Annotated in this window: 20 protein-coding genes and 2 pseudogenes; 16 read left to right on the forward strand and 6 right to left on the reverse strand. The window is 68.7% G+C overall.

Features of this window, described 5'->3' with window-relative positions:
- Positions 1–306 precede the first annotated feature (306 nt).
- Both LDO11_RS12000 and LDO11_RS12005 read left to right on the forward strand, forming a co-directional pair.
- Positions 307–1,905: a sensor histidine kinase gene (locus LDO11_RS12000; protein ID WP_232141755.1), complete on the forward strand. Its 1,599-nt coding sequence runs from the start codon at positions 307–309 to the stop codon at positions 1,903–1,905.
- Between the two features lie 241 nt (positions 1,906–2,146).
- Positions 2,147–3,592 carry a sigma-54-dependent transcriptional regulator gene (locus LDO11_RS12005; RefSeq protein WP_232141756.1) on the forward strand — a complete coding sequence of 482 codons (1,446 nt, stop codon included), beginning with the start codon at positions 2,147–2,149 and terminating at the stop codon, positions 3,590–3,592.
- Positions 3,593–3,764: 172 nt separating this feature from the next.
- Here LDO11_RS12005 and LDO11_RS12010 read toward each other — a convergent pair whose 3' ends face one another.
- Entirely contained in the window at positions 3,765–4,046 is a 282-nt protein-coding gene (locus tag LDO11_RS12010; RefSeq protein WP_232141757.1) for a BrnA antitoxin family protein, read from the reverse strand.
- Positions 4,036–4,329 (reverse strand): BrnT family toxin, encoded by a 294-nt coding sequence (locus LDO11_RS12015; protein WP_232141758.1) that lies wholly within the window; start codon positions 4,327–4,329, stop codon positions 4,036–4,038. Before LDO11_RS12015 ends, LDO11_RS12010 begins: the two co-directional genes overlap by 11 nt.
- A 160-nt stretch (positions 4,330–4,489) precedes the next feature.
- On the opposite strand from LDO11_RS12015, the gene LDO11_RS12020 reads away from it, so the two are divergent.
- The 5 genes and pseudogenes from LDO11_RS12020 to LDO11_RS12040 all read left to right on the forward strand — a co-directional run.
- Positions 4,490–4,798 (forward strand): helix-turn-helix transcriptional regulator, encoded by a 309-nt coding sequence (locus LDO11_RS12020; protein WP_232141759.1) that lies wholly within the window; start codon positions 4,490–4,492, stop codon positions 4,796–4,798.
- A complete protein-coding gene (locus LDO11_RS12025; protein WP_232141760.1) occupies positions 4,795–6,081 on the forward strand; it encodes a type II toxin-antitoxin system HipA family toxin in 1,287 nt (428 codons plus the stop codon). The genes LDO11_RS12020 and LDO11_RS12025 overlap by 4 nt, the downstream gene beginning before the upstream one ends.
- Positions 6,082–6,083: 2 nt before the next feature.
- On the forward strand, positions 6,084–6,356 hold the full coding sequence (locus tag LDO11_RS12030) for a hypothetical protein (protein WP_232141761.1): 273 nt from the start codon (positions 6,084–6,086) through the stop codon (positions 6,354–6,356).
- 255 nt (positions 6,357–6,611) lie between these two features.
- Positions 6,612–7,055 (forward strand): pilin, encoded by a 444-nt coding sequence (locus LDO11_RS12035; protein ID WP_232141762.1) that lies wholly within the window; start codon positions 6,612–6,614, stop codon positions 7,053–7,055.
- 263 nt (positions 7,056–7,318) lie between these two features.
- A pseudogene (locus LDO11_RS12040) lies at positions 7,319–7,735 on the forward strand (GspE/PulE/PilB domain-containing protein); the annotation flags it as partial.
- On the opposite strand, the gene LDO11_RS12045 reads toward LDO11_RS12040, so the two are convergent.
- Complete coding sequence (locus tag LDO11_RS12045) at positions 7,735–8,112, reverse strand: type II toxin-antitoxin system VapC family toxin (RefSeq protein ID WP_232141763.1); 378 nt, start codon at positions 8,110–8,112, stop codon at positions 7,735–7,737. The pseudogene LDO11_RS12040 and the gene LDO11_RS12045 overlap by 1 nt on opposite strands.
- 1 nt (position 8,113) lies before the next feature.
- Positions 8,114–8,353: a type II toxin-antitoxin system Phd/YefM family antitoxin gene (locus tag LDO11_RS12050; protein WP_232141764.1), complete on the reverse strand. Its 240-nt coding sequence runs from the start codon at positions 8,351–8,353 to the stop codon at positions 8,114–8,116.
- 193 nt (positions 8,354–8,546) lie between these two features.
- Here LDO11_RS12050 and pilB point away from each other — a divergent pair, with 193 nt between their 5' ends.
- The 3 genes from pilB to LDO11_RS12065 all read left to right on the forward strand — a co-directional run bounded on the left by pilB (position 8,547) and on the right by LDO11_RS12065 (position 12,623).
- Positions 8,547–10,268: a type IV-A pilus assembly ATPase PilB gene (pilB, locus tag LDO11_RS12055; RefSeq protein ID WP_232141765.1), complete on the forward strand. Its 1,722-nt coding sequence runs from the start codon at positions 8,547–8,549 to the stop codon at positions 10,266–10,268.
- Between the two features lie 179 nt (positions 10,269–10,447).
- Positions 10,448–11,719 (forward strand): type II secretion system F family protein, encoded by a 1,272-nt coding sequence (locus LDO11_RS12060; RefSeq protein WP_232141766.1) that lies wholly within the window; start codon positions 10,448–10,450, stop codon positions 11,717–11,719.
- A 37-nt stretch (positions 11,720–11,756) separates the two neighbouring features.
- Positions 11,757–12,623 carry a prepilin peptidase gene (locus LDO11_RS12065; RefSeq protein ID WP_232141767.1) on the forward strand — a complete coding sequence of 289 codons (867 nt, stop codon included), beginning with the start codon at positions 11,757–11,759 and terminating at the stop codon, positions 12,621–12,623.
- A gap of 125 nt (positions 12,624–12,748) precedes the next feature.
- Here the strand turns inward: LDO11_RS12065 and LDO11_RS12070 are convergent, their stop codons facing one another.
- The gene (locus tag LDO11_RS12070) at positions 12,749–13,030 is read right to left on the reverse strand and encodes a hypothetical protein (RefSeq protein ID WP_232141768.1); all 282 of its coding nucleotides are present in this window, start codon (positions 13,028–13,030) and stop codon (positions 12,749–12,751) included.
- Positions 13,031–13,521: 491 nt separating this feature from the next.
- Here LDO11_RS12070 and xth point away from each other — a divergent pair, with 491 nt between their 5' ends.
- The 6 genes from xth to LDO11_RS12100 all read left to right on the forward strand — a co-directional run bounded on the left by xth (position 13,522) and on the right by LDO11_RS12100 (position 21,333).
- Positions 13,522–14,388 carry an exodeoxyribonuclease III gene (gene xth / locus LDO11_RS12075; RefSeq protein WP_232141769.1) on the forward strand — a complete coding sequence of 289 codons (867 nt, stop codon included), beginning with the start codon at positions 13,522–13,524 and terminating at the stop codon, positions 14,386–14,388.
- A gap of 117 nt (positions 14,389–14,505) precedes the next feature.
- Entirely contained in the window at positions 14,506–14,682 is a 177-nt protein-coding gene (locus tag LDO11_RS12080) for a DUF3606 domain-containing protein (RefSeq protein WP_129136703.1), read from the forward strand.
- Positions 14,683–14,697: 15 nt separating this feature from the next.
- Positions 14,698–17,376: a DNA ligase D gene (ligD, locus tag LDO11_RS12085; protein WP_232141770.1), complete on the forward strand. Its 2,679-nt coding sequence runs from the start codon at positions 14,698–14,700 to the stop codon at positions 17,374–17,376.
- 178 nt (positions 17,377–17,554) lie between these two features.
- Positions 17,555–19,978 carry a DUF3772 domain-containing protein gene (locus LDO11_RS12090; RefSeq protein WP_232141771.1) on the forward strand — a complete coding sequence of 808 codons (2,424 nt, stop codon included), beginning with the start codon at positions 17,555–17,557 and terminating at the stop codon, positions 19,976–19,978.
- Positions 19,975–20,589, forward strand: a complete 615-nt coding sequence (gene coaE, locus LDO11_RS12095) for a dephospho-CoA kinase (RefSeq protein WP_232141772.1) — start codon at positions 19,975–19,977, stop codon at positions 20,587–20,589. Before LDO11_RS12090 ends, coaE begins: the two co-directional genes overlap by 4 nt.
- A 243-nt stretch (positions 20,590–20,832) precedes the next feature.
- Complete coding sequence (locus LDO11_RS12100) at positions 20,833–21,333, forward strand: YciE/YciF ferroxidase family protein (RefSeq protein WP_232141773.1); 501 nt, start codon at positions 20,833–20,835, stop codon at positions 21,331–21,333.
- A gap of 294 nt (positions 21,334–21,627) precedes the next feature.
- Here the strand turns inward: LDO11_RS12100 and LDO11_RS12105 are convergent.
- Positions 21,628–22,581: pseudogene (locus LDO11_RS12105) on the reverse strand (Nudix family hydrolase); the annotation flags it as partial.
- Positions 22,582–22,915 lie beyond the last annotated feature (334 nt).

Below are 22,915 nucleotides of genomic sequence, written 5' to 3' on the forward strand. Positions count from 1 at the left end.
CTTGTGAGCCATCGGCTCAGGTGACGGCGAACGCCCGAGTGGTGACGCGAGGGCCGGGGCGCAGAGCGGGGTGCCCCGCAGGGGCGGGTGAGGGCAGTTGATGCCACCGCCCTCATCCGGCGCTGCGCGCCCCCTGGACTCGCGACTTCCATGTCGCTCGCCCTGCGGGCGGCTTCGCCGTCCAGATCGGCGGTCCTGCCGATCTGTCTCCCGCCCGCGGCAGAAGGGCCGGAAGCCTCGGAGCCCCGCCTTGTGGTGCCCCTATACTCGCGACGAACTCCCGCCAGGACGGCGCCCCTGTTCCAGTTGCCCGCCAGCATCGTCTACACCGACCGCGTCCTGCGACGCGAACTCAAGCTGCTGGCGCTGTACCGCCTGCTCGAAGCCAGCCTGCTGTGCCTGCTGGTGTTCAGCCCGGTCGGGCCGATCATCGCCGAACCCCACGATCCCGAGCTGGCGATCGCCGTGGCCATCGCCGGCCTGCCCGCTGCGTTCGCCCTGTGGCTCTGGGCGCGTCGGCCCGATGCGCAGCTGGGCGAACTGGCCCTCATCGGCGCGGTGGTGGACATCGCGCTGGCACTGCTGATCACCCATGCGCTGCCTGCGGCAGGTCCGGGCGTCGCCCTGTTGCTGCTGACCAACATCGGCGGCGCGGCGCTGTTCCTGAAATTGCGGGTGGCGCTGCTGGTGGCGTTTGCCGCCGCCGCGGCGACGCTGGGCGAATACCTCTGGTCGCAGGTGGAAGGGAGCTCGGGGCGATCGCTGGCCGAGGCGCTGATGTTCGCGATCAGCTTCATCGCCACGGCGGTGCTGACCAACCTGCTGGGCGAACGCATGCGCGAAAGCCAGGCGCTGGCCGATCGCCATGGCGAGCACGCCGCCAACCTGGCCGGCCTCAACGAACTGATCATCCGGCGCATGCGCACGGGCGTGCTGATCGTCGATGGCCAGGACCGCATCCAGCTCGCCAACGAGGCTGCGACGCTGGTGCTCGGTGGCGAGGACGATGGCGCCCTCGACGGCACCGCGCTGGCCGGGCCCGCCCCCGACCTGGCCGCCCGCCTGGCCGGCTGGCGGCAGGACAACCGCAACGACGAATCCCCGGTGCTGTGCGGCCCGGAGCGCATCGAGGTGCAACCGCGCTTCATGCGCCTGTTGCCAGGCGGCGACTCGGCGCTGGTATTCCTCGACGACGCCTCGCTGGTCTCGCGACGCGCGGAATCACTGACCCTGTCGGCGATGGGCCGCTTCTCGGCCAGCCTGGCGCACGAGATCCGCAACCCGCTGGCGGCGATCAACTACGCGGCGCAGCTGCTGGAGGAAGCCGAGCTCGCCGATGCCGACCGTCGCCTGCTGCAGATCATCAGCCAGCAGTGCCAGCGCACCAATGGCATCGTCGAAAGCGTGCTCGGGCTGGCGCGGCGCGAACGCGCGATGCCCGAGAAGCTGGAACTGGTGGCCGCGGTGCGCCGCTTCGTGGCCGACTTCCACCTCACCCTGGCGCCGGAAAACGGCAGCCTGCAGCAGTCCGGGCGTGATCGCCCGCTGGACGCCGTGTTCGACCCGCGCCATCTGCAGCAGATCCTCACCGTGCTGGTGCAGAACGCGATCAACCACGGCCGCATGCCCGGCGACATCGCCCGCGTCACGGTGGCGGTGGAGGTGCGCGAGGGCCGGCCGGCGATCGAGGTGACCGACCGCGGCCCGGGCATTCCCGAAGCGGTGGCCGCGCAGATCGGGCGGCCGTTCTTCACCACGTCGGAATACGGCACCGGCCTGGGCCTCTATATCGCCCGCGAACTGGCCAAGGCCAACGGCGCCACCCTGGATTACGTGTCGGTGCCCGGGGGTGGGGCCTGCTTCCGCCTGGTGCTGTCGGGACGCAACCCGCTGCTTTCGGCATAATTGGTCACGTATTGACCTGCGCGGGCAATTCCGTGCGCCTGCCCGAGTGGCCTTGGGTGACCCCGCGGGAGCGGCCTGTGGGAGCGCCTGTGGGAGCGGCCTTGGCCGCGATGCCGGTAGCCGCGAGGCCGGGGATCGCGGCCAAGGCCGCTCCCACAGGCGCTCCGCTCCCGCAGGCCATGCAGCCACCCCCCCCCCACCGCATGGATCGCGGCCAGGCAAACCCCAACGAGGATCCCCGGTGACCACGACCAGCGAACAACGCTCCGTACTGATCGTCGATGACGAACACGACATCCGCGAGCTGCTGGTGCTGACGCTGGGGCGGATGGGCCTGCGCACCGACACCGCGCCCACCCTGACCGCCGCGCGCGAGCTGCTGGGCAGCGGCAGCTACGAGCTGTGCCTGACCGACATGCGCCTGCCCGACGGCTCCGGCCTGGAGCTGGTGTCGGAAATCACCACCCGCTTCCCGCGCACCCCGGTCGCGGTGATCACCGCCTACGGCAACGTCGAGGCGGCGGTCGAAGCGCTGAAGGCCGGTGCGTTCGACTTCGTCAGCAAGCCGGTCGACATCCACATGCTGCGCGGGCTGGTCCGCCAGGCGCTCGACCTCAACACCCGCCCTGCTCCGGCGCCCAGCGACGAGCCGGCCGGACGCCTGTTCGGCGAATCCGATGCCATGGTCGACCTGCGCCGTACGGTGGCCAAGGTCGCGCGCAGCCAGGCCCCGGTGCACATCAGCGGCGAATCCGGCACCGGCAAGGAGCTGGTCGCGCGGACCATCCACGCGCAGAGCGCACGTGCGGCCGGCCCCTTCGTGCCGGTCAACTGCGGCGCGATCCCGGCGGAGCTGATGGAGAGCGAGTTCTTCGGCCACCGCAAGGGCAGCTTCACCGGCGCCCACGCCGACAAGCCCGGCCTGTTCCAGGCCGCCGACGGGGGCACCCTGTTCCTGGACGAGGTGGCCGAACTGCCGCTGTCGATGCAGGTCAAGCTGCTGCGCGCCATCCAGGAGAAGACCATCCGCCCGGTGGGCGCCTCCATCGAGGTGCCGGTGGACGTGCGCATCCTCTCGGCCACCCACAAGGACCTCGCCCAGCTGGTCGACCTCGGCAGCTTCCGCCACGACCTGTACTACCGCATCAACGTCATCGGCCTGCACGTGCCGCCGCTGCGCGAGCGCACCGGCGACCTCAAGCTGCTGTCCACCGGCATCCTGCAGCGCCTCGCCCAGGCGATGCGCCGCCCCACCCCGGTACTGGCCCCGGGCGCACTCGCCGCGCTGGAGGAATACCCCTTCCCCGGCAACGTGCGCGAACTGGAGAACATTCTCGAGCGCGCCTTGGCGCTGGCCGAGGGCGACCTCATCCAGGCCGACGACCTGCACCTGCCGCGCGGCCAGCGCCCGGGGATGCACCTGGGCGCCGGCGCCGGCCGCGCCGATGCCGTACCCGGCCAGTCACCCGGCGGCGCACAATCACCTGCGCCCATGCCCGACCCGCGCACCCTCAGCCCCTACGACACCGCCTCCACCGCCCTGCCCTCGTACATCGAGGAAATCGAACGCGCCGCCATCCAGCAGGCGCTGCAGGAAAACCGCTACAACAAGACAAAAACCGCGGCGGCGCTGGGCATCACGTTCCGTGCGCTGCGCTACAAGCTGAAGAAGCTGGGGATTGATTGATCGGACCTGGGCGCGAACCCGGCCGCACTCTCCTGACCCCGCGCCGCTGATCGAACCCGTCTCCCGCAAGCGGCCGATCCAACCTTCTCCCCAAAGCGGCTGATCCAACCCTTCTCCCGCAAGCGGGAGAAGGTGCCCCGAAGGGGCGGATGAGGGCATCTCACAGCGGACCCTAAGCCGCAGCGTCCTGCACGGCTGCTTCGATGACTTCGGCTGGCACGCCGCGCCGTCGCAGGGCTTCGGCCAGCCGCGCAGCAGGACCGAACACATGCGCGGCCTCGTCGCGGCGCAGCCCTTCGCTGACGTAGGCCTTCAGCAGCGCCTGATATCCGCTCATGCCTTTCAACGGCGCAATGGTCTTCAGCGACTCCACCACGTCCACGGGGATCCGCAGGGTGATCGTGGTCATCGCACGGTCTTTCTGCAGGCGGGTCTTGAGCTTGTCAGGAATCATGTTCGTGGCGCTCCTCGGTCGTAGCCCTGCGGGCGGAAACGAGCCGGATGGTGTCGTCCTCGAACAGCACGTGCACCACAAACAGCAACCGGCTCCTGCGGTCATAACCAACCGCTGCATCGCGTGTCTCGCCGTTCCGGCTGGCGTCCACCACGCGAACAAACGGATCGAAGAACACTTCCGCCGCGCACTCGAAGGTGATGCCATGCTTGGCCGTGTTCGACAGCGCTTTCTTCTCATCCCACACGAAGCTGACGCCATTGAGTTCGAAGTGGGCATCCATGGCTGCAAATCTGCCTATTTGTATTTACATTGTCAACACAGCTGCGTGGCCCGTCCAACAGGCGAATGGGAATCACGCCGCTGCACACCCGGCTGCTATGACCTGCCTCCACCACAAATAAAATTGCATTTCGCCCCGTTCAAGCATAATTTAATTTCGTATGGCGAAGCGCACACCCCCGGTGATGCCCCGCGCCCAGCGGCAGATCCAGCGGCTGGGGGCGCGCCTGCGCGCGGCGCGGATGCGGCGAGAGATGACGCAGGGCGAACTCGCGGCGCGCGTTGGCGTCAGCGTCCCCACGATCGGCAAGCTGGAAGCGGGCGATTCGTCCACGAGTTTCTCCACTGTGTGGCGCGTGCTTGCGGTGCTTGGGCTGGAGGCCGACATCGACAAGCTGGCCCAGGACGATCCGCTGGGGCGGGAACTCCAGGACAACCGCCTGCGGCGCCCGGGGGGTGGGCCCCGATGACCCCGGCCACGCGATCCAGCGAAGACATCACGATGGTCGAGGTCTGGCTCGACGACGCCACCCTGGGTGGCCCCGCGCTGGTGGGGCAACTGAACCGCCGCCCCAGCCGGACCGGCGACACCATCGATTTCACCTACGCTCCGGGCTGGCTGGAAAGCGCTCCGCCCCACCGCAGGTTTCCGTTGGATCCACAGCTCCTCCTCGGCCCTGGCGCGAAGCGTGCCCGTGCCGGCGCCGCCAGCCTGACCGGCGCGTTCCTGGACTGCTCCCCCGACCGCTGGGGCAAGATCCTGATGGACCGCCGTGAAGTGATCGCCGCACGTGCGGAGGATCGGCGACCCCGCACCCTGCGCCACTGGGACTACCTCCTCGGTGTCAATGACGAGTCCAGGATGGGCGCACTGCGCCTGCGCACGCCGGACGGTCCATACCTGGACGACGACGTGCTGAGCGCTCCGCCCATGACCGAACTCCGACAACTGGAAGCGATTGCACGCCGCATGGAGCAGGGCGACACGGCCGCCGACGGGCAGGAAGCGGCATGGATCCGGCAACTGGTGGCGCCCGGCGCCTCGCTCGGCGGTGCGAGACCGAAGGCCGGGGCGCGCGACGCGGCCGGATCGCTGTGGATGGCGAAGTTTCCATCCGCGGACGATCGTCGTGACGTCGGCCTGTGGGAATACATCACCCATCGCCTGGCACTTCAGGCCGGCATCGTCATGTCGCAGGCCATGCCGATGCGGCTGTCCGGGCACGGCACGACCTATGCCGTCCAGCGCTTCGACCGGACACGGACAGGTCAGCGGCGCGCCTATGCCTCGGCCTTCACCCTGCTGGACGTGGACGACAGCGAAGGCAGCAGTTATCTGGACCTGGTGGAGACCATCGAGCATCAAAACGTGCCGGACGCGATCGAGGAAGACCTGCACGCACTGTTCCGCCGTGTCGCCTTCAACGTGCTGGTCGGCAACCGCGACGACCACCTGCGCAACCACGGTTTCCTCCGCGCGCCCGGTGGCTGGCGGCTCTCCCCGGCGTTCGACGTGAACCCCAACCCCGACAAGGACGTCCATGTGCTGGCCATCGGCGCCGACGACCCCACCCCGGACAGCCGCCTGCTGCTCGAGGTGCACGACTTCTACCGTCTTCAAGGAGCACGGGCCCGCGAGATCCTGGATGAGGTGCGCCACGCGGTCCGGCCCTGGCAGGAGGAGGCCAGACGCTGCGGTGCAAGGGCTGCTGAAGTCTCCGCAATGGTCGGCGTGATCGATCCGGAGCGCTGACGGTGAAGCGGATCGCCGCCCTCATCACCCTCGCCAACGTCCTCGGCTACCTCGCCCTGATGCAGGTCGACCCCCGCTACGGCCTGCTCCAGCCCCGCGGCGGCCTGCTCACCCTCGGCATCTCCTTCTCCATCGCCTGGGTCGGACTCCTCGCCGCCAGCCGCGAGGACCTGCCTCTCGACCGTCGCTTCCACCACGCCGCCGCCGCGTGGATCTGGTTGCTCGTGCAGAGCTTCGGCCTCGGCTACATCTACTGGAACGCGGTTGCCTCCTGAAGCGCCCGGCGGCCAGCCCAACCTTTCGCGTCACTTCGATCCCCTGAACTGACGCGTCGCGTCACCCCGCATCGCTCCAGCCACCCCGATCTGTGACCGCGCCCGGCAGAACCTGCCCGTCAGGGGATTCCCCACACGGTTGGCATGGCTGTTGCGTAGATACTGGAGCACGTGCGGAGGTCGCACGGCTGCCAACGGACCCGGCACCCGCCGCCCAACGGCACGTGAGTTCAAATCACTCCTAGGGGATACACCATGAAGAAGATGCAGAAGGGCTTCACCCTGATCGAACTGATGATCGTCGTCGCGATCATCGCCATCCTGGCCGCGATTGCGCTGCCAGCTTACCAGGATTATACCGCTCGCTCTCAGGTTGCCGCAGGTCTGTCCGAGATCACGCCTGCGAAAGTGAACATTGAGTCGAAGGTTGCTGAGGGAATTTCTGCCGCTATCACCACGCCTCAGGCGGTCGGTCTACAAGAATCCTCCGATCGCTGCACCTATACGGTCAGTGTGCAAACTAGTGGCCAGTCTGCTGTGACTTGCGCACTCAAGGGAAATGCACAAATCGCCGGGCAATCTGTTCGTTGGAGCCGTGCGGCAGATACCACGGGGGGTGTAGTCGGCGCTTGGACCTGCAGCACCAACGTCGCCGAAAAGTTGCGTCCTCAGACCTGCAAGACCACGCTGTCCAATTGATACTGGGCATCGTTGTCACTACTCAACATTGAGCAAGGAAAGCCCTGGCGAGAGTCGGGGCTTTTTTTTGACGACTACTTTCAGATCACAACGACCGGGACCTCCGCAATGGTCACCGCACGCCATATCAATAATGTCGGCCGACAAGTTCGTTCAAACTGGGTCCTGGTGGAATCGGCGTTTTGAGAGACCTTCCGGCGTAGCGCGCGCTGCCGGCGCCCCTTGAGTGCGTTAGATTCAGCGAACCAAATCAGGATACGAACGTGAGCGCAGTCGCAGCCCCGAACCTCGTCGGCATCACCGGCATCGCACGCCGCCTGGTCATGGACGGCGCGCTGGACGAGGTCGCAGCCCGCGACGCGCTGGACCGGGCCTCGGCCGAGCGCAAGAACGTCGCCACCTGGCTGCGCGAGCACCGCAGGATCACCGGTGCGCAGCTGGCGGCCGCCAACTCGATCGAGTTCGGCATGCCGTTGTTCGACCCGACGGTGATGGACCCGGGCCAGAGCGCGGTGAAGCTGGTCAAGGACGAGCTGCTGCGCAAGCACTGCGTGCTGCCGCTGTTCAAGCGCGGCGGCAAGCTGTTCGTGGCCACGGCCGAGCCCACCGACACCCGGGCGCTGGACGAGATCAAGTTCCACACCAACATGGTGGTGGAGCCGATCCTGGTCGACGAGGACTATTCGGCCAGCCGAACCGCCTTCCCGTAGGCCAACAGAGTCTCATCAAACGTCAGCAGGACCGCATGCTCCGTCTGCGCCTGCGCGACCAGCAGGCGATCAAACGGATCGCCATGCAGTGGACCCGGCGAGAACACGGCCGCTGCGTGTTCGCCCTGCACGGGCAACCAGTCGAAGCCTGCCACGACGACAGCGTCGAATACCTCGGCTGGATCGGCCTTCAGCTTCCCCAGCGCTGCCTTGATGCTGATTTCCCAGAGGGAGGCGGCACTCACCAACACCTCTGAACGTTCGATCAGGGTCACCGTTTTCCTGCCGAGACGCGTCGGGTCGCCAAGCGCCCACAGCAGGACGTGCGTATCGAGCAGTAGCTTCACGCTACGGGTCCCGGCCGGAGACCAGAAAATCCGCCGGCAACGGCGCGTCGAAATCCGCGGCGATCGCGATCCTGCCCTTAAGTAGTCCCAACTTCTTGGCTTTAGGCTCGGCGACCAGCGGAACCAGCCGCGCCATCGGCTTGCCTGCTTTGGCGATGATGGTCTCCTGGCCGGCCGCAGCTTGCTCCACCAACCGCGAAAGATGGGTCTTGGCTTCGTGGACATTGACCGTGGTGGCCATGAGAGGTGACCTGGTTGAACTGGACTAAGTCTGACAGCCGCCGATCCTGGGAACAAGCCGGCACATGGAACCCGTAGCGGCAGAGTTCAGGCCCGCAGGCGCGCCATCGGGGCATGCGCCACGGGGAGCAAAGCGCCCTGACCGCACTTCACGGGTGGGTTAAAGTCGCCCGGACCACGTCAGGAACCCGCACATGAGCGCAGTTGCAGCCCCGAACCTCGTCGGCATCACCGGCATTGCCCGCCGCCTGGTCATGGACGGCGCGCTGGACGAGGCTACCGCCCGCGACGCGCTGGATCGCGCCTCTGCCGAGCGCAAGAACGTCACCACCTGGCTGCGCGAGCACCGCAGGATCACAGGTGCCCAGCTGGCCGCCGCCAACTCGATCGAGTTCGGCATGCCGCTGTTCGACCCGACCGTGATGGACCCGGGCCAGAGTGCGATCAAGCTGGTCAAGGACGAATTGCTGCGCAAGCACTGCGTGCTGCCGCTGTTCAAGCGCGGCGGCAAGCTGTTCGTCGGCACTGCAGATCCGACGGATACCCGCGCGCTGGACGAGATCAAGTTCCACACCAACCTGGTGGTGGAACCGATCCTCGTGGACGAGGAGGTGCTGCGACGCACCCTGGATGTGTGGCTGGACGCCAACGACAGCTTTGGCGACGCCCTTGAGGGTGCCGAGGGTCTGGAGGGGCTCGATGTTGGCGGTGATGACGAGGGTCGTTCCGAGACCGTCGGCGAAGGCTCCGACGACACGCCGATCGTCAAGTTCGTCAACAAGGTGCTGGTGGACGCGATCCGCAAGGGTGCATCCGACATCCACTTCGAGCCCTACGAGGATGATTACCGGGTGCGACTGCGCATCGACGGCATCCTCAAGCAGGCCGCGAAGATGCCCGTCAAGCTCAACGGCCGGATTACCGCGCGCCTGAAGGTGATGGCGCAGCTGGACATCGCGGAGAAGCGCGTGCCGCAGGACGGGCGCATCAAGCTCAACCTGTCCAAGACCAAGCAGGTGGACTTCCGCGTCAGCACTTTGCCGACCCTGTTCGGCGAGAAGGTGGTGCTGCGTATCCTCGATGGCAGTGCGGCGAAGCTGGGCATCGAGAAGCTGGGCTACGAGCCCGACCAGCAGAAGCTGTTCATGGATGCGGTCCACAAGCCTTACGGCATGGTGCTGGTGACTGGCCCGACCGGCTCGGGCAAGACGGTGTCCCTGTATACCGCGCTCGGCATCCTCAACGACGAGCAGCGCAACATCTCGACCGTCGAGGACCCGGTGGAAATCCGCCTGCCCGGTGTGAACCAGGTGCAGCAGAACACCAAGCGCGGCATGACCTTTGCCGCGGCGCTGCGCTCGTTCCTGCGCCAGGACCCGGACATCATCATGGTCGGCGAAATCCGCGACCTGGAAACGGCGGAGATCGCAGTGAAGGCGGCGCAGACCGGCCATATGGTGCTGTCCACCCTGCACACGAACGACGCGCCGCAGACCATCGCGCGCCTGATGAACATGGGCATCGCGCCGTACAACATCACCTCTTCGGTGACGCTGGTGATCGCACAGCGCCTGGCGCGGCGGCTGTGCGAGAAGTGCAAGAAGCCGATCGACCTGCCCGAGAACGCGCTGCTGGCGGAGGGGTTCACAGCGGACGAGATCCATGCGGGCCTGAAGCTGTTCGACGCCGGCAGCTGCGACGATTGCACCAATGGCTACAAGGGCCGGACCGGCATCTACCAGGTGATGCCGATGAGCGAGCAGATCCAGGAGATCGTGCTGGCAGGCGGCAATGCGCTGGAGATTGCGGAGGCCTCGAAGAGGTCGGGGGTGCGGGATCTGCGGCAGTCGGCCCTGTTGAAGGTGAAGCAGGGGGTGACGAGCCTGGCGGAGATCAATCGGGTGACGAAGGATTGAGCCTGGAGCGCCCTCACCCGCCCCTTTGGGGCACCCTCTCCCGCCTGCGGGAGAGGGGAAAAAGCCGGTGGTGATGCAAAGGCTGCCGGGCGTCACAGTGGGAAATTCCGCACGGGGCCGCGACGCGCTACCATGCGGGCGTTACCCGGCCCGGGGAGGCCGGTCAAGGGGATAAGCCGATGTCCGTGACCCGATCCGCCGCCAAGTCCGCGGCCCGCAAGCCTGTGTCGCCCGGTCGCCAGGGCGTGACCCTGGAGACGTTCGTCTGGGAGGGCACCGACAAGCGCGGCAAGAAGATGAAGGGCGAGCAGTCGGCGAAGAACGCCAGCCTGCTGAAGGCCGAGCTGCGCCGGCAGGGCATCAGCCCCGGGGTTGTCAAGCCCAAGAAGAAGGCGCTGTTTGGCGGCGCTGGCAAGAAGATCACGCCCAAAGACATCGCGGTTTTCAGCCGCCAGATCGCCACGATGATCAAGTCCGGCGTGCCGATCGTGCAGGCGCTGGAAATCATCGGCAGCGGTCACAAGAACCCGAAGATGGCGGAGATGATCAACGCGATCCGCGTCGACATCGAGAACGGCACGGCGTTCGCCGAGGCACTGGGCAAGTATCCGGTGCAGTTCGACGAACTGACCCGCAACCTCGTGCGGGTGGGTGAATCCGCCGGTGTGCTGGAGACCGTGCTCGACAGCATCGCCACCTACAAGGAAAACATCGAGACGCTGAAGGGCAAGATCAAGAAGGCGCTGTTCTACCCGGCGACGGTCATTGCCGTGGCGATTATCGTCAGCGCCATCCTGCTGATCTTCGTGGTGCCGCAGTTCGAGTCGGTGTTCGAAGGCTTCGGTGCGGAACTGCCCGCCTTTACCCAGATGATCGTCGCCGCCAGCCGGTTCATGGTCGCGTACTGGTGGATGATTCTCGGCATTGCCGTCGGCGCTGCCGTTGCCTTCATCTTTGCTTACAAGCGATCACCTGCACTACAGCACACCATCGACCGCTGGATGCTGAAAATCCCCGTGATCGGCCAGATCCTGCACAACTCGGCGATCGCACGTTTCAGCCGCACGCTGGCGACAACCTTCAAGGCCGGCGTGCCGCTGGTGGAGGCGCTCGAATCGGTTGCCGGCGCCACCGGCAGTACGGTGTACGAGAAGGCTACCTGGCAAATCCGCGACGATGTCTCCGTCGGCTACCCGATGAACATGGCGATGAAGCAGGTCAACCTGTTCCCGCACATGGTGGTGCAGATGACCGCGATCGGCGAGGAAGCCGGTGCGCTCGACACCATGCTGTTCAAGGTGGCGGACTTCTACGAGGAAGAGGTCAACAACGCGGTGGATGCGCTGTCGAGCCTGATCGAGCCGATGATCATGATCTTCATCGGCGTGGTCGTCGGCGGCATGGTCATCGGCATGTACCTGCCGATCTTCAAGCTGGCGGCCGTGGTCTGATCCGCAGCCCTTAGCCCGCTCCTCTAGAATCCCGCGCATGGCATTTCTCGATCAGCACCCCGAACTGGGGTATCCGGCTGCGGCTGCGCTCGGGCTCATGCTCGGCAGCTTCCTCAATGTGGTGATCCTGCGGCTGCCGAAACGGCTGGAGTGGGAATGGAAGCGCGACGCGCGCGAGGTGCTGGAAGCACCGGAGATCTACGATCCGCCGCCGCCCGGCATCGTGGTGGAACGCTCGCACTGCCCGCACTGCGGCCACCAGCTGAGCTGGTACGAGAACATCCCGGTCTTCAGCTGGCTGGCGCTGCGCGGCAAGTGCCGCTCATGCAAGGCGCCGATCTCGATCCAGTACCCGCTGGTCGAGCTGCTGACGATGCTGCTGGTACTGGCCTGCGTGTGGAACTTCGGCTTCGGCTGGCAGGGCTTCGGCGCGATCGTGCTGACCTGCTTCCTCGTCGCGCTGTCGGGCATCGACCTGCGCACGCAGCTGCTACCGGACCAGTTGACGCTGCCGCTGATGTGGCTGGGCCTGATCGCCGCGGCCGACAACCTCTATATGCCGGCGAAGCCTGCGCTGCTGGGCGCAATCGCGGGCTATGTCAGCCTGTGGTCGGTGTGGTGGGTGTTCAAGCAGCTCACCGGCAAGGACGGCATGGGCCACGGCGACTTCAAGCTGCTGGCCGCGCTGGGTGCATGGTGCGGGCTGGTGGGGATCCTGCCGATCATTCTGGTGTCGGCGGTGACCGGCGCGATCATCGGTTCGATCTGGCTGGCCACGCAGGGGCGCGACCGGGCATCGCCGATTCCGTTCGGGCCCTATCTGGCGACCGCCGGGTGGATCGTCTTCATGTGGGGCGACCGGTTGATCGGGGCGTACATGAGCTGGGCGGGGCTGGGGGTCTAGGGCGTCTGCCCTCATCCGGCGCTTCGCGCCACCTTCTCCCGCACGCGGGAGAAGGGTTTCACCCGGCCAGCCCCGAAAACCGCAACATTCCGATCCCGCAGGCGCGATAAACGCCCCGAGCAACGTTACGCAGCTGCCTGCGGCGCTGTGCAGGCCGTCGGGTGCTCGGCGATCATCAGGGCGATGCGCAGCTGATAGGCGGCGCGTTCCGCCGGGGTGGTCGGCAGGCTCTGGATCAGCGAGAGCTCGCCGCGGAACCAGGTCCAGAAGTCCTCGTCGGCCGGGTAGCGCTCGCGCGCCCAGGGCAGGCGGCGCTGCAGGGAGCACAGGCGGGTCTCCAGTTCGTCGGACAGCGCGCCCGGGCGCCTGGGCGACGCCTCCGTCGACGTGGCGGGACCAGTGGACACCAGGTGTGCGTCAGCGCCGGATGCCATCGGCGCGGCAATATCGACAGATGCGTGCTCGACCATGATCCTTCCTCCTTGCGCGTCGGCCGAGCGTAGGCGGTTCCGCGTCATGGCGGCGGCAAGATCACGCAGGCGCCCCCGCCGCTGCCGCGCGCCATCGGGTGCGCGGCAACACCATCGGCGATCGGCGCGCCCGCGGGAGCCTCGCGCTTTCGCTCAAAGGCTGACGCGGACGTGGCCCACGCCTCGCCACGCGCTGGTCAGGGCAACGCGAATCCGCGCCGGCTTCACTCCTTGCCGATCACACCCGCCCTACGCTCGCCGTCCAGATCGGGGAGTCCTGTCATGAAGCCCACGCCGATCGGGGAATCGTCGTCACCGGCGCCAGCAGCGGCCTCCGACCGTGCGCCGTGCTTGTGGGAGCGACGCTGGCCCCGATCGATCCCGCCCGGAGATCGCCTGAACACGGATGATCGCGCCATGGTGCGGGCATGAGCCGCCGCACGCTCCGGCTGGCCACTTTCAACGTCAACGGCATCGGCACCCGGCTGCCGCATCTGCTCGCCTGGCTGGAACGCGAGCAGCCCGACATCGTCGCCCTGCAGGAACTGAAGGCGCTCGACCAGGCGTTCCCGGTGGATGCCCTGGACGCCGCCGGCTACGGCGCGATCTGGCAGGGCCAGCGCTCGTGGAACGGCGTGGCGCTGCTGGCCCGAGGCGCGGTGCCGGTGGAAAGCCGGCGCGGCCTGCCGGGCGACGCCAACGATACCCAGAGCCGCTATCTGGAGGCGGCGGTGCACGGCATCGTGGTCGCCTGCCTGTACCTGCCCAACGGCAATCCGCAGCCGGGGCCGAAGTTCGACTACAAGCTGGCGTGGATGGAGCGGCTGATCCGCCACGCGCGCACGCTGGTGGAGCTGCCGCACCCGGTGGCGATGATCGGCGACTTCAACGTCATCCCCACCGACGACGATGTCTACGACCCGAAGTCCTGGCGCAAGGATGCGCTGCTGCAGCCGGAGGTGCGCGAGGCGTTCGAACGGCTGCTGGCGCAGGGCTGGACGGATGCGCTGCGCACGCTGCACCCGGACGAAACCATCTACACGTTCTGGGACTACTTCCGCCAGCACTTCCAGCGCGACCGCGGCCTGCGCATCGACCACCTGCTGCTCAACCCGCCCCTGGCCAAACGCCTGAAGGCGGCAGGTGTCGATCGCTGGGTGCGCGCGCTGGAGAAGCCCAGCGACCACGCACCGACGTGGATCGAGGTCACCGCGCCCGCCGCACCACGCAAGCGCGCAACAACTGCGAAGACCGCGAAGACTGCGAAAAGCGTAAAGCGCGCAAAGAGCGCCTGACGCGCCTCGCACGCGCACGACGGTGCGCAGGCCCCACTGGAGTGCCTGACGCGCCGGTTCACGGCGGCACCACAAAGGCCATCGCACGGTGTGGCCACCCTCACCTGGAGACAGCCCATGGCCGACGACAAGACCCAGACCGGCAGCCCGGACCGCGACCGCATCAACATGAGCGAGGACTACGAAGTCCAGTACTGGACCAAGGCGCTGGGCGTCAGCCGTGATCGCCTGCAGGAGGCCGTGGACGCGGTCGGCCCCACCGCGGACGCGGTGCGTCGCCACCTCGGCCAGTAACGCCGCGGCGCCGGCATGAGCCTGGCCGACTACCGCCGCAAGCGGAGTTTCGATAAGACCCGTGAGCCGGAGCCCGGCAAGCCGGTGCCCAAGGGCAGGCGCGCGATCTTCGTGGTGCAGCTGCACCACGCCAGCCGTCGTCATTACGACTTCCGCCTGCAGGTCGGCGACGCCCTGAAGAGCTGGGCGGTGCCCAAGGGCCCGAGCTACGACCCCGACGTCAAGCGGATGGCGGTGGAGGTCGAAGACCACCCCGTCGACTACGCCGGCTTCGAGGGCGAGATTCCCAAGGGCCAGTACGGCGGCGGCCATGTCGCGCGCTTCGACCACGGGGTCTGGGCCACCCGCGGCGATCCCGAGGAGCAGCTGGCCAAGGGGCATCTGCGCTTCGAGCTGTTCGGCGACAAGCTCAAGGGCGGCTGGCACCTGGTGCGCTCCGGCAAGCCGGCGCGGCAGCCGCAGTGGCTGCTGTTCAAGGACAAGGATGCCTACGCCGGCACGCTGGAGGCCGACGACCTGCTGGCCGACGTCACCCCGCCACCGGCGGCGGACCTGAAACGCGCAGGCGCCGGCAAGGCGGTCAAGAAGAAGCTCGCCACCGCGCCCACCCCGACGCGCCGGCGCCGCAAGGACTGGGCGAAGAAGGCGCTGGCACTCGACGGTGCCAAGCGCGCCGACGCGCCCACCGGGCCGTTCCAGCCGCAGCTGGCCAAGCTCGGCGATGCCCCGCCCAGGGGCGAGCAGTGGCTGCACGAGCTCAAATGGGACGGCTACCGCATCCTCGCCACGATCGCCGACGGCGAGGTCCGCCTGTGGTCGCGCAATGCGCTGGAATGGACCGACAGGATCCCCGAGATCCGCGACGCCATCACCGCGCTCGGCCTGAAGTCCGGTGCGCTCGATGGCGAGCTCATCGCCGGCAAGGGCACCAGGGAAGACTTCAACCTGCTGCAGTCCACGCTTTCGGGCGAACGCCAGGGGGCGCTGGCGTTCGCGCTGTTCGATCTGCTGCACCTCGATGGCGTGGACGTCACCGCCGCACCGCTGCGCGAACGCAAGGCCCTGCTGCAGGAGCTGCTGGATGGTGCCCCGCCGCACCTCGCCTACAGCTCGCATATCGAAGGCGATGGCGACGCCGCGTTCAAGCTGGCGGGCGACACCCACTTCGAGGGCATCATCTCCAAGCGCATCGACCGCCCCTACCACGGCGGCCGCAGCGACGACTGGCGCAAGACCAAGCTGCTGGCCAGCGATGAGTTCGCGGTGGTCGGCTACACCGCGCCGAAGGGCAGCCGCACCGGCTTCGGCTCGCTGCTGCTGGCGAAACCGGATGCGGAGCATGGCTGGCTGTATGCCGGACGCGTGGGCAGCGGCTTCAACGACACGCTGATGCGCGAGGTCACCGCGAAACTCGGCAAGGGCGGCGCGCGCAAGCCCACCGTGCATGTGGGCACCACCGACACCGACCTGCGCACCGCCACCTGGTTCGAGCCGTGCTTCGTGGTGGAGGTGTTCTACCGCGGCATCGGGCGGCAGGAGCTGCTGCGGCAGCCGTCGCTGAAGGCGGTGCGCTGGGACAAGTCGGTGGACGACCTCGCCGATTCCGATCGCGGGCCGGGGGCTGGCAAGCCGGCGAAGAAGGCGGTGAAAACCGCGCGCAGGGCCGCGACGAAGGCGGCTGCCACGAAAGCGTCTGCAGGGAAGGCTACGAAGGCCGCCCCGACCAGGGTTGCGGCAGGAAAGTCGGCTGCGAAAAAGTCGACGAAGCGCGCGGCGGCCGCGAAGTCCAGCGCGGCGGCGGCCCCCTCGCCCGCCGCCGCACGCACGCCGCCGCGGCTGTCGAGCCCGACCAAGGTGCTGTTTCCCGACATCGGCGCAACCAAGAAGGACGTGTGGGACTACTACGCCGCGGTGGCCGACCACCTGCTGCCGGAGATCGCCGGGCGGCCGCTGTCGATCATCCGCTGCCCCAGTGGCGTCGAGCGCCCCTGCTTCTTCCAGAAGCACCACACCGCCGGGCTGGAGCTGGTCTCGTCGGTGCGGCTGAAGGAGGACAGCGGCGTCAACGCCTACTACCTGGTGGTGGAGGACGAGGCCGCACTGATGGAGCTGGTGCAGTTCAACGCGATCGAGTTCCATCCCTGGGGCTCGCACGCGGCCGAACCCGACATCGCCGATCGCGTGGTGTTCGACCTCGACCCCGGGCCCGACGTGCCCTTCGCCGAGGTCAGGAAGGCCGCGGTCGACATCCGCAAGCTGCTGGCGCAACTCGAACTCGAATCCTTCCTGCGGGTGTCCGGCGGCAAGGGCCTGCATGTGGTGGTGCCGCTCAACCCGGGCTGCCACTGGGACCTCACCAAGCGCTTCGCACATGGCTTCGCCGATGCGCTGGCGCGTGCGCTGCCGGACCGCTTCCTGGCCACCGCCACCAGGAGCCTGCGCAACAAGCGCATCTTCGTCGACTACCTGCGCAATGGCCGCGGCGCGACGGCGGTGGCCTCGTACTCGCTGCGCGGCCGGCCGGGCGCACCGGTGGCGCTGCCGCTGGCATGGAGCGAGCTGTCGAAGCTCAAGCGCGCCGATGCCTTCACCATCCACGAGGTTCCGGCGCTGCTGCGTCGTCGCCGCAAGCACCCGTGGGCCGATATCGACCGCATCACCCAGGACCTGTCACGCTGGTCCGACGCGGAGTAGCGCCGTCGGCCACGATTGGACATGTCGGCGAACAGCGCGGATGAGGGCGCCTGCACCTGACACGTGGACATCACGCCTGCGGCGGCGACAATGGCGGCCGACTCCTGTCCGAACGGTCCGCATGACGCCAGCGCCCAGGTTCCGCTGCAGTTCTGCCCGCTCCACGCAACGCGGGGCGTTGTCGCATCCGCTGGCCGCGCGTATCGCCATGGTGCTGCTCTGGCTGCTGCTGATGGCGCCGGCCTTCGCACAGCCGGTGGCGGAACCCACGGCCCCCGTCCCGGCCGCGGAGGCGGCGACCGCCACGCTCGACACGGCCGACGACGAACTCCTGGCCCTGCGCGAGCGGCTGGGCGAAACCACCGACACCGCCGGCTTCGTGCAGCTGCGCGATGCCGCGGTGGCACTCGACGTGCGCGTGCAGGATGCGGTACGCACGCTGGAAGCCGAACTCGCCCGCGTGCAGGGCCGCCTCGACGAACTGGGGCCGATTCCGGAGGACGCCGCCGGCGAGGATGCCGGGATCCGCGAACGCCGTGCCGAGCTTGCGGCGCGCGTTTCGGTGCTCGATGGCGCGGTCAAGCGCGGGCGGCTCCTCGGCATCGACATCCGCGACGTGCGCGAGGAGATCACCGCCACCCAGGGCCGCCAGCTCGGCGAGCAGCTGTCGCAGCGCTACGGTTCGCCGCTGACGCCGCGGCTGTGGCATGCGGTCGCGGAGGACTTCCCCAGCGACCGCCAGCGCGTGCTGGCGTTCCTGGGCCTGCTGGAGCGCAGCGTGCGCGATGGCATCGCCCGCTTCGGGCTGCCGGTGGCGGTCGGCGTCCTGGCGCTGGCCATCGTGCTGGCGTGGCCGCTGCGCCGCGTGCTGCGCCGCGCGGGTCGCCGCTTCGCATTGCGCCACACCCCCGGCGACAGCCGCCTGCGCCGCACCGCGCTGGCGGCCTGGCTGGTGCTGTCGAGCATGCTGTGCATCGGCCTGGCGGCGTGGCTGGCGTCGCACCTGCTGCGCTGGGGTGACCCGCCGGTGGCGGTGATGGAGCAGCTCGCCAACGCCATCGTGGCCGCCGCGGTGTACGGCGCGCTGGTGGCGAGCCTGGGCAACAGCCTGCTGATGCGCGCCAGCCCCGAGTGGCGCCTGCCACCCTTGTCGGAAGACATGGTGGGCAGCCTGCGGCCGTATCCGTGGCTGGCCGGCGGGCTGGTGTTCGTCGACCGGGTGGTCGAAGGGGTGATGGTCGCGATCAATGCGCACGCCGCGCTCGCCGCCACCGTCACCGGCGCGGTGGCGCTGAGCTATGCGCTGCTCGCGATCAGCGTGCGGCGCCGGCGCCTGCCACTGGGGCCCGGCGGCACCGATACCGTGGCGGTCGCCGCCTGGGTGCGGGCGCTGCTGGGGGCCATCCGGCTGGCGGTACTGGCGTTGCTGGTGGCGCTGGTGCTGGGCTATTTCCAGTTCGCGCTGCTGATCGGCCGCGAGGTGGTGTGGGTGGGCGTGGTGGCGATGGGCCTGTACCTGGCGTGGATCGGCATCGACGACCTGTGCGGCGTGCTGTTTGGCGACGGCAGCCGGCTGGGCACCGCCACCGCGCGCGCCACCGGCATCCGCCCGCACCGGCTGCGCCAGGCCGGGCTGATCGTCTCCGCCGTGACCCGCGCCCTGCTGGTGCTGGTCGCGATCGCGCTGGTGCTGGCACCGCTGGGCACCAGTTTCTCCGGCTGGCGCGAGCTGGTGGCGGCCGCGCGTGCGGGCCTGCGCATCGGCGAAGTGGTGATCTCGCCCGGCGGCGTGCTCAGGGCGGTGCTGATCTTCGGCGGTGGCTGGATGGCCGTGCAGGCCCTGCACGGCTGGCTGGTGGAGCGCTTCCTGCCCGCCACCGACCTCGACGCCGCCTCGCGCAACTCGGTGGCGACCGTCGCGCGGTACTTCGGCATCACCGTGGTGCTGGCGCTGGGGCTGGCCGCGCTGGGCATCGGCATCCAGCAGATCGGCCTGGTGGTCGGTGCGCTGTCGGTGGGCATCGGCTTCGGCCTGCAGGCGATCACCCAGAACTTCATCTCCGGGCTGATCCTGCTGGCCGAGCGACCGGTCAAGATCGGCGACTGGGTGCGGGTGGGTGATTTCGAGGGCGACGTGCAGCGCATCAGCGTGCGCGCCACCGAGATCCGCGTGGCCGACCGCTCCACGGTGATCGTGCCCAACTCCGAACTGATCACCAAACCGCTGCGCAACATGACCCTGGCCAACCCGCTGGGCCGGGTGCTGCTGCAGTTCCCGGTGCCGCTGGATACCGACGTCGACCGCCTGCGCGTGATCCTGCTGGAGACGTTTGCCGCGCATCCGGCGGTGCTCGAAGACCCCGCGCCGTCGCAGACCCTCGACGGCATCGCCGCAACCGGCATCAGCGTGACCGCGGTGGGGTTCACCGACTCTCCGCGCACGGCCGGCGGCGTTCGCAGCGAACTGCTGTTCACCCTGCTGCGCCGGCTGCGCGAGGAAGGCATCCGGCTGGCACCGATGGCGCAGAGCATCCGCGTGCTGCGCGACGACGCCGGCCTGTTCGTGCAGGACGATGCATCGCCAACCGGGGACGAGGCATGAGCACCTATGTGGTCGGGCTGACCGGCGGCGTGGCCTCCGGCAAGAGCGAGGTGGAACGCCGTTTCGCGGCGCACGGGATGACGGTGGCGGACGCCGACATCGCCGCCCGCGACGCCGTCGCGCCGGGGAGCGAAGGCCTGGCCGCGGTCGTGGATGCCTTCGGCAGCCGGGTGCTGCAGGCCGACGGCAGCCTCGACCGTGCGCGGATGCGGCGGATCGTGTTCGCCGATGACGACGCGCGCCGGCGCCTGGAGGCCATCGTGCATCCGCAGGTGCGCCTGCGCCTGCGTCGCGCCTGCGAAGCCGCGCCCGGCCCCTACGCGATCGCGGCGATTCCGCTGCTGGCCGAAGGCGGGCGTGGGCATTACCCGTGGATCGACCGGGTGCTGGTGGTGGACGTGCCGCGCGAGGTGCAGCTGGCACGCCTGCAGCAGCGCGACGGCATCGATGCGGCGCTTGCCGGCCGCATGCTGGCGGCACAGGTGGACCGCGCGACGCGGCTGGAGCTGGCCGACGACGTGGTCTACAACGACGGCCCGCTGGACGCGCTCGACGGCCATGTCGCGGCGCTGGATACGCGTTACCGGCGCCTGGCCGCAGGCCATCGTTGAGCCCGCGCAGGGGGCCCGGGGCCCACGTCCGTGCACGCCGGGGTGCTTGCGCAGCACCCGGTTTCCCTATGCGCCACGCTCACGGGGCGCTGTCTACGGTCTGGCATCCACGCTGAGCGGCGGCCACCGCGGCGTCGCGGAGACGGCACATCCGCCGCCACCGCGCCTGCCACCGGACGCGACGAGCGTCCACCCCGCCCGCCCGTGGACCGGTTCCGGCCCCCTCACTCCAGGAGTCACACGATGGCGATCAAGACGATTGAAGACCTCTTCATCCACGAACTGTCCGATACCTACAGCGCCGAGAAGCAGATGACCAAGTCGCTGCCGCGGCTGGCCAAGGCCGCCACCGACGAAGGCCTCGTGGCCGCGTTCGAGGCGCACCTGACCGAGACCGAAGCACAGGTCGAACGCCTGGAGCAGGTGGCCGAAGTGCTGGGCGTCAAGCTCAAGCGCATCAAGTGCGAGGCGATGGAAGGCCTGGTCGACGAGGCCAAGGAGATCATCGACTCCATCGACGCCGGCCCGCTGCGCGACGCCGCGCTGATCGGCGGCGCGCAGAAGGCCGAGCACTACGAGATCGCCGCCTACGGCACGCTGTGCGCGATGGCCAAGAGCCTCGGCTACAAGGACGCCCTGCCGCTGCTGCTGGAAACGCTCGAGGAAGAAAAGGCGACCGACGAGAAGCTCACCATCCTCGCCGAGCAGGGTGGCAACCAGCGCGCCGCCGAACAGGCCGCCTGATCGAAGCAGGTGGATGATCGCCGCCGACGGCTGTCGCGGCGCTCTGGTGGTCCGGAGGCGCCGTCACAGGGTCTCCGGGCCACGTTGGCCAGATCGTAGGCCTGCGGACGCTGGCTGCAAGGTGGTTCTGGGCCGTCAACCGCACACCCCTTCTCGCGCCCGGCGCGCCAGTCCCCGGGCGTTCCTGGTCAGGGTGCGCAACCGCTACACACTGCCGTGCCCCGCACCCATGCCCAGCAGGCGGCGTGCCTGGCCGCGCACCCGCCGCCGTGGCGGGCTGGGCTCGTGCGCAGCCCACAGCGCCCGGATCGCGGCGATGCCCTGCGCGCCATGCGTGCGTGCGATCCCGATGTCTCCGGGGCCCAGGCCACCGATCGCGTAGATCGGCAGCGACACCTCCTCGCGCATCGCCGCAAAGGCCTCCCAGCCGATCCCGGTGGCCTCCGGGTGGCTCGCCGTCGCCGCGACCGGGCCGAGCACGACGAAATCACAACCCACCTGTTGCGCGTGGCGCAGTTGGGCGATGTCGTGGCAGGAAGCACCGAACGGAATCTCCTCGGCCACCGGGCGTGTTTCGCAGGCCATCAGCTGGGCCGCAGGCAGGTGCAGCCCGCAGCCGTGCTCGGCCGCCAGCACGGCATCGCCATTGACCAGCACCTCGGCGTCGACCGCGCGTGCCAGCAGTGCCGCCGCGGCCACCAGCCGCTCGCGTCGCTCGGGCGCGACGCCGGGCAGGCGCAGCTGCAGCCGGCGGACGCCATCGGCAAGCAGCCGCTCGACGCCGGCCAGCCAGTCCTCGTCGCGTTCGTCTTCCGCAGGCGGCGGCGTGACGGCGTAACGGTCCGGCTGGCGTAACGCCGCCACGACCGGGCGATCGGCCGGCGGCATCATGTAGCGTTCGAGCTTGTCCTGCGGCACCCAGGCCATCGCCTGGCCTTCGTGTCCCTTCGGCGTGCCGCGCCAGCCATCGATCATCCGCACGTCCAGGCGCAGGCGCTTGTGCGGGTAGCGCTGCGGCACGCTGATCAGCGGTGCGCCGACGTCGACGCGGATGCCCAGCTCTTCGTCGAGCTCGCGCACCAGCGCCTGCTCCGGCGTCTCGCCGGGCTCGCGCTTGCCGCCCGGGAATTCCCACAGGCCGGCCAGGTCACGCCCCTCGGTGCGGCGGGTCAGCAGCACCCGCCCGCGCGGGTCGGTGATCACACCCGCCATCACTTCGACGACGGGGGCGTTGTCTTCGTCACTCATGGCGACATCATCGGGAACTGCGGTTCTGCCGGTGGTGAATGTTGGCGAGGGTTCCGGTGCTGGATCCGGCGCGGGATGTGCATCGGGGCGCCACCTTCTCCCGCGGGCGGGAGAAGCGTTCAGACAGCTGCGTCCTGACGGGCCAGTCTTGGCCTTCCCGTACACGCTGGGGAACCAGCTGATGAGCTGCCCCACTAGTGGCGGGGAGCGAGCCGGTGCGCTGCTCCTACTGGTGGAGAGCCCCCTTGGTAAGGGGGCGCGCCGAAGGCGCGGGGATCGGAAGCAACGTCGTGGCACCCCATGGTCAGCAACGCGGACCTGGGGGTTGCCGCCC

The sequence above is a fragment of the Alterluteimonas muca genome, assembly GCF_021191595.1.
Lineage (GTDB): Bacteria > Pseudomonadota > Gammaproteobacteria > Xanthomonadales > Xanthomonadaceae > Luteimonas > Luteimonas muca.

Bases quoted from the DNA above. Each gene is read 5' to 3' on its own strand.
- LDO11_RS12010 (WP_232141757.1), bottom strand. From the start codon at position 4,046: ATGATTCCTGACAAGCTCAAGACCCGCCTGCAGAAAGACCGTGCGATG.
- LDO11_RS12015 (WP_232141758.1), bottom strand. From the start codon at position 4,329: ATGGATGCCCACTTCGAACTCAATGGCGTCAGCTTCGTGTGGGATGAG.
- LDO11_RS12020 (WP_232141759.1), top strand. From the start codon at position 4,490: ATGGCGAAGCGCACACCCCCGGTGATGCCCCGCGCCCAGCGGCAGATC.
- LDO11_RS12025 (WP_232141760.1), top strand. From the start codon at position 4,795: ATGACCCCGGCCACGCGATCCAGCGAAGACATCACGATGGTCGAGGTC.
- LDO11_RS12035 (WP_232141762.1), top strand. From the start codon at position 6,612: ATGAAGAAGATGCAGAAGGGCTTCACCCTGATCGAACTGATGATCGTC.
- LDO11_RS12050 (WP_232141764.1), bottom strand. From the start codon at position 8,353: ATGGCCACCACGGTCAATGTCCACGAAGCCAAGACCCATCTTTCGCGG.
- pilB (WP_232141765.1), top strand. From the start codon at position 8,547: ATGAGCGCAGTTGCAGCCCCGAACCTCGTCGGCATCACCGGCATTGCC.
- LDO11_RS12060 (WP_232141766.1), top strand. From the start codon at position 10,448: ATGTCCGTGACCCGATCCGCCGCCAAGTCCGCGGCCCGCAAGCCTGTG.
- LDO11_RS12065 (WP_232141767.1), top strand. From the start codon at position 11,757: ATGGCATTTCTCGATCAGCACCCCGAACTGGGGTATCCGGCTGCGGCT.
- xth (WP_232141769.1), top strand. From the start codon at position 13,522: ATGAGCCGCCGCACGCTCCGGCTGGCCACTTTCAACGTCAACGGCATC.
- LDO11_RS12080 (WP_129136703.1), top strand. From the start codon at position 14,506: ATGGCCGACGACAAGACCCAGACCGGCAGCCCGGACCGCGACCGCATC.
- ligD (WP_232141770.1), top strand. From the start codon at position 14,698: ATGAGCCTGGCCGACTACCGCCGCAAGCGGAGTTTCGATAAGACCCGT.
- coaE (WP_232141772.1), top strand. From the start codon at position 19,975: ATGAGCACCTATGTGGTCGGGCTGACCGGCGGCGTGGCCTCCGGCAAG.
- LDO11_RS12100 (WP_232141773.1), top strand. From the start codon at position 20,833: ATGGCGATCAAGACGATTGAAGACCTCTTCATCCACGAACTGTCCGAT.